This is a genomic window from Streptomyces spongiae, from assembly GCF_009377185.1.
Classification (GTDB): domain Bacteria; phylum Actinomycetota; class Actinomycetes; order Streptomycetales; family Streptomycetaceae; genus Streptomyces; species Streptomyces spongiae.
Genome location: NZ_VJZC01000758.1, coordinates 1 through 4105 on the forward strand (window position 1 = coordinate 1; position 4105 = coordinate 4105).

Below are 4105 nucleotides of genomic sequence, written 5' to 3' on the forward strand. Positions count from 1 at the left end.
GGCCGGGCGCACGTCGTGCCCGGGGCGTCCGCGAAGTGGTGCGAGGACTGTGGTCATCTGCTGATCCGTGCGGATGTGCACAGGTCGGCCCTGCGAAGGACAGCTGGTCGAGCGGCGTTCCTTACGCCGGAAGCACCGTCTGACACACGTCAGATTACTCTTAATCTGACACTCGTCAAGTAGAGTGCTCATCAAGCCTTCGGGATGGAGGCGGGGTAGCCCGCGTGTTCGGGAGGCGCTGCTCTTCGGGCAGCACGGCGTTCAACGGCCACGACGTCTGCGGATCGCACGACATGCGGGCGCCATCAATCAGTCATGGAGGCAGGGGTGGAAGCAAGAACCGGATCTGCTCGACGGCCGGGGCGTCCCGGTGCGGGTACTCCCGCGGCGCCTGAAGGGCAGAGCGTCCTCCAGTGGGGGCTCGAGGCGTTCGCGGAACTGGGCTACGACCGGGCGTCGGCCCGTGAGCTGGCCCGCCGTCTCGGTGTCAGTCACAACTTCATCAACGACCGGTACGGGTCCAAGGCGGCGTTCTGGCGTGCGACCGTGGACTATGCGTTGGGGGCGCAGCTCGCCCGTATGCCGCAGCCGGATCCCTCGGCTGACGAGGCCGAGCAACTGAGGCAGTTCATCACCGGCTTCTACTGGAACGCTGTGGACACGCCCTTGATCGGACGGCTCATGGTGGACGAGTTCTCCCGGGACACCGAGCGGTTGGACTATCTGTACGAGCGCTACATCGCCCCGATGCTGCAGCTCATGCTGCCCGGCATCGAACGGCTCGTGGCGTCCGGACGCATGGCGCCCGTCCCGGTGGACGTGCTGTTCTTCGCCGTCATGGGTCCCGTCTCCGGGATGCTGGAGGTGCCTTTGGCCCTGCGCCTGGGCAGGCCCGAGAACGCCTCGCCGCAGCAGCTCGCGGCCACCGCGGAATCGCTGGCGGCACTCGTCGTCGACGGACTGCTCGCGACGGGTGCGGGGCACCGGGCCTGAGTGCGATTCAGGGATACGCCTGGCCCATTCGCGCCCATGGCCGCAGCTTCTCCGGGTTGCGGACCGCCCAGATCCGGGTGACGCGCCCGTCGGAGACGTGGAACGAGGCCACGGTCATGACGACGCCGGCACGCTGGGCCACCAGGCCCGGAACGCCGTTGACCGACCGCTCCAGGAGTTCGAGTCCCGGAGCCTTGTCGGCAATGGCGACCATGTACTGGGCGATGCGCGCACCGCCCTCGACCGGGCGCAGGACGGCACCGACCAGGCCGCCGCCGTCGGCGGTCATCACGGCGGCCGGGTCGAGGAGACCGACGAGGGCGGCGATGTCCTTGGTTTCCCAGGCTTCTTTGACCTGCCTCACCACGTCGGCCTGGCCGGTCGCCGTCACCGGCGCGTGCGCGACGCTCACGCGCCGCCGGGCGGAGGCCGCCAGCTGCTTGCAGGCCGCAGGGGTACGGCCGAGAACGTGGGCGATCTCGGCGAACGGGTACCGGAAGACGTCGTGCAGGACGAACGCCACCCGCTCGGCGGGCGTCATCGACTCCAGGACGACGAGGAAGGCCATGGCCACGGACTCGTCCAGGACAATCTGGTCGGCGGGGTCCGCAGGGCGGGTGGCGTCGGCGCCGCCCGCGTGGTCCCATTCGGTGCGGTCGGGCAGCGGCTCTGGCAGCCACGCGCCGACATAGCGTTCACGGCGGGCCCGCGCCGAGCCGAGCAGGTCCAGGCAGATGCGGCCGGTCACCGTCGTCAGCCAGGCGCCGGGGGACAGGATCTCCTCCCGCCGGCTTCGTGGCAGCCCGTACCAGCGTGCGTAGGCATCCTGTACGGCGTCCTCGGCCTCGGTCACCGAACCGAGCAACCGGTAAGCGACATTGATCAGTTGGGGTCGCTCGCCGGCCGACTCATCAGTGCCGGTCCCGACAGTCCCCATGCTTCAGGCCCCCCGCCTTACCTTTCGCAGGCCCGTGTCGTCGGGCTGGTGAGACCTTATCGATCTACCGCCCGAAGGCGGGAAAAGGGGACTATGACATGGCCACTCAGGTGACGGAGACAGCGACGGCGAACGCACAACGCGGTTCCTCGTTCCTGCGGATCGCGATCGCCCTGCAGAGCCTGACCATCTTCCTTCAGGCGGTCTCCGCCGGACTGCTGCTGACCTCGTCCTACGGAGAGACACTGCACAGTGTCGGAGCCCGTGTGATGTACGGGGCGTCGATGCTGTACGTGCTCGCGGCGGTGCTGGCGTGGAAGCCGGGCGGCGGCTCGCCCCGCCCTGTCTGGCACGCGTCCGGTTTCCTCGTACTCGCCTCGGTCCAGGTCGTGCTCGGCATCGCGCACGTTCCGTCGCTCCATCTCCCCCTGGGCGTCTTGATGTTCGGCCTGAGTGTGCTGGCGCTGGCCCGACGCTGAGGGGTTTCATGCCGTTCGCCCGTCGGAGAGGTGTCGGCGGGCGAGCGGGTGGGGCCGGATCAGTGAAGTTACGGTGAAAACCCTGTGGAAGTGGTGTCGGTGGTGCCGTTTATGCTGCTCCGGACGATCACGCGGGACCAGGGGAGGGCGCGGCATGTTCGGCAAGCTGTTCGGCAGGGATGCGGAGAGACCGGAGGCGGATCCGCACGCCCTTCCCGTCCCGCGCAGGCAGAAGAACGGGATGTACACGCTGCGCGCACTCGGGGACGCGCGGGTGCTCGCGCTGGTGGAGGCCGCCGACGCGGGTGACTGGGAGGCGGTCAAGGCGGCGCTGACCCCCTTCGACCTCGGCCGCGACCACCAGGTCCTGGGTGAACTGGCCGACATGGACGGTGTGCAGGACTGGATCGGCCGGGCCGTCGAGGAGGACAAGGAGCACCGGGCCACCGCCCTGCTGATATCCGGGGCGCGCCACATCAGCTGGGGCTGGGAGGCCCGCACCGCCGAGCGCGCCGTGAACGTCACGCAGGAGCAGTGGCGGGTCTTCCACGAGCGGCTCCGCATCGCCGAGGAGCAGCTGCTGGAGTCCGCCGAGCTGCGGCCGGAATGGGTCACGCCGTGGCGTCATCTCCTCACCTCCGGCCGCGGCATGTCGCTGGGCCCCGACATCAACGAGACCCGGCTCGACGCCGCCCTGCGCCGCGACCCACTCGACCTGGACACCCACATCCAGTGGGTGTCGCAGTTGCAGCCCCGCTGGGGAGGCGAACCCGGCCAGGCCATGGCGTTCGCCCGCGACGCCTTCGCCCGCGCCCCGCAGGGGCACGACCTCGGCTGCGTGATCGCCATGGCGCACATCGAGGACTGGGTCGAGTCGGACTACGGTGCCTGCCTCGAAACCCCCGAAATCCAGGCCGAGTTGCGTGACGCGGCCGACCACAGCATCCTGCACCCCGCCTACGCGCGGCGCCCGGGCTGGCAGCACGACTTCAACATGTTCGCCATGGCCCTGTCGCTGGCCGGTGAGCGCCACACGGTCCGGCGCGTCTTCCAGACGCTCGACGGCGCCTACACCAAGTGGCCCTGGACCTACTTCGCGGACCCCGAGAAGCAGTTCGCCCGCCACCACCGCCGTGCCTGAGTCCCCGTCGGCCCCGGTGCCGCCTGCCCGCCACCCGTCGCCCCTCCCACTCCGGACTGCCCGATGACCCTGCCCGACACCGCCGTCAACCCGGCCGACGCCGACCGCACCTTCCAGGTGGATCTGCGCGGACTCGTCGATCTCCTCTCCCACCACCTCTACTCCAGCCCTCGCGTCTACCTGCGCGAACTGATGCAGAACGCGGTGGACGCGCTGACCGCCCGGAAGGGCCTCGAACCTGCCGCCCCCGCCGACGCGTTCGGCATCCGCCTGTACGCCGACGGTTCGGTGGTACGCGTCGAGGACGACGGCGTCGGTCTCACCGAGGCCGACGTGCACACCTTCCTCGCCACGATCGGCCGCAGCAGCAAGCGCGCCGAGGGGATCGCCGAGCAACGCGGCGACTTCATCGGACAGTTCGGCATCGGCCTGCTCTCCTGCTTCCTGGTCGCGGACGAGATCCACGTCCTGAGCCGCTCGGCCCGCACCCCCGGCGCCCCCGCCGTGGAGTGGCGAGGACGCGGCGACGGAAGCTACACCGTCCGTACCCCTGCC

Annotated in this window: 5 protein-coding genes; 4 read left to right on the plus strand and 1 reads right to left on the minus strand. The window is 69.8% G+C overall.

The window, feature by feature from the left end:
• Positions 1 to 327: 327 nt before the first annotated feature.
• Positions 328 to 993 carry a TetR/AcrR family transcriptional regulator gene (locus tag FNH08_RS46130; protein ID WP_322726527.1) on the plus strand — a complete coding sequence of 222 codons (666 nt, stop codon included), beginning with the start codon at positions 328 to 330 and terminating at the stop codon, positions 991 to 993.
• A gap of 7 nt (positions 994 to 1000) precedes the next feature.
• Here FNH08_RS46130 and sigJ read toward each other — a convergent pair whose 3' ends face one another.
• Complete coding sequence (gene sigJ / locus FNH08_RS46135) at positions 1001 to 1930, minus strand: RNA polymerase sigma factor SigJ (RefSeq protein ID WP_152777689.1); 930 nt, start codon at positions 1928 to 1930, stop codon at positions 1001 to 1003.
• Between the two features lie 98 nt (positions 1931 to 2028).
• Between sigJ and FNH08_RS46140 the strand changes: the two genes are divergently transcribed.
• The 3 genes from FNH08_RS46140 to FNH08_RS46150 all read left to right on the plus strand — a co-directional run.
• On the plus strand, positions 2029 to 2409 hold the full coding sequence (locus FNH08_RS46140) for a hypothetical protein (protein WP_152777691.1): 381 nt from the start codon (positions 2029 to 2031) through the stop codon (positions 2407 to 2409).
• Between the two features lie 154 nt (positions 2410 to 2563).
• Positions 2564 to 3550: a hypothetical protein gene (locus FNH08_RS46145; protein ID WP_152777693.1), complete on the plus strand. Its 987-nt coding sequence runs from the start codon at positions 2564 to 2566 to the stop codon at positions 3548 to 3550.
• A 63-nt stretch (positions 3551 to 3613) separates the two neighbouring features.
• The coding region (locus FNH08_RS46150) for an ATP-binding protein (RefSeq protein WP_194238854.1) at positions 3614 to 4105 on the plus strand (492 nt) is incomplete at its 3' end.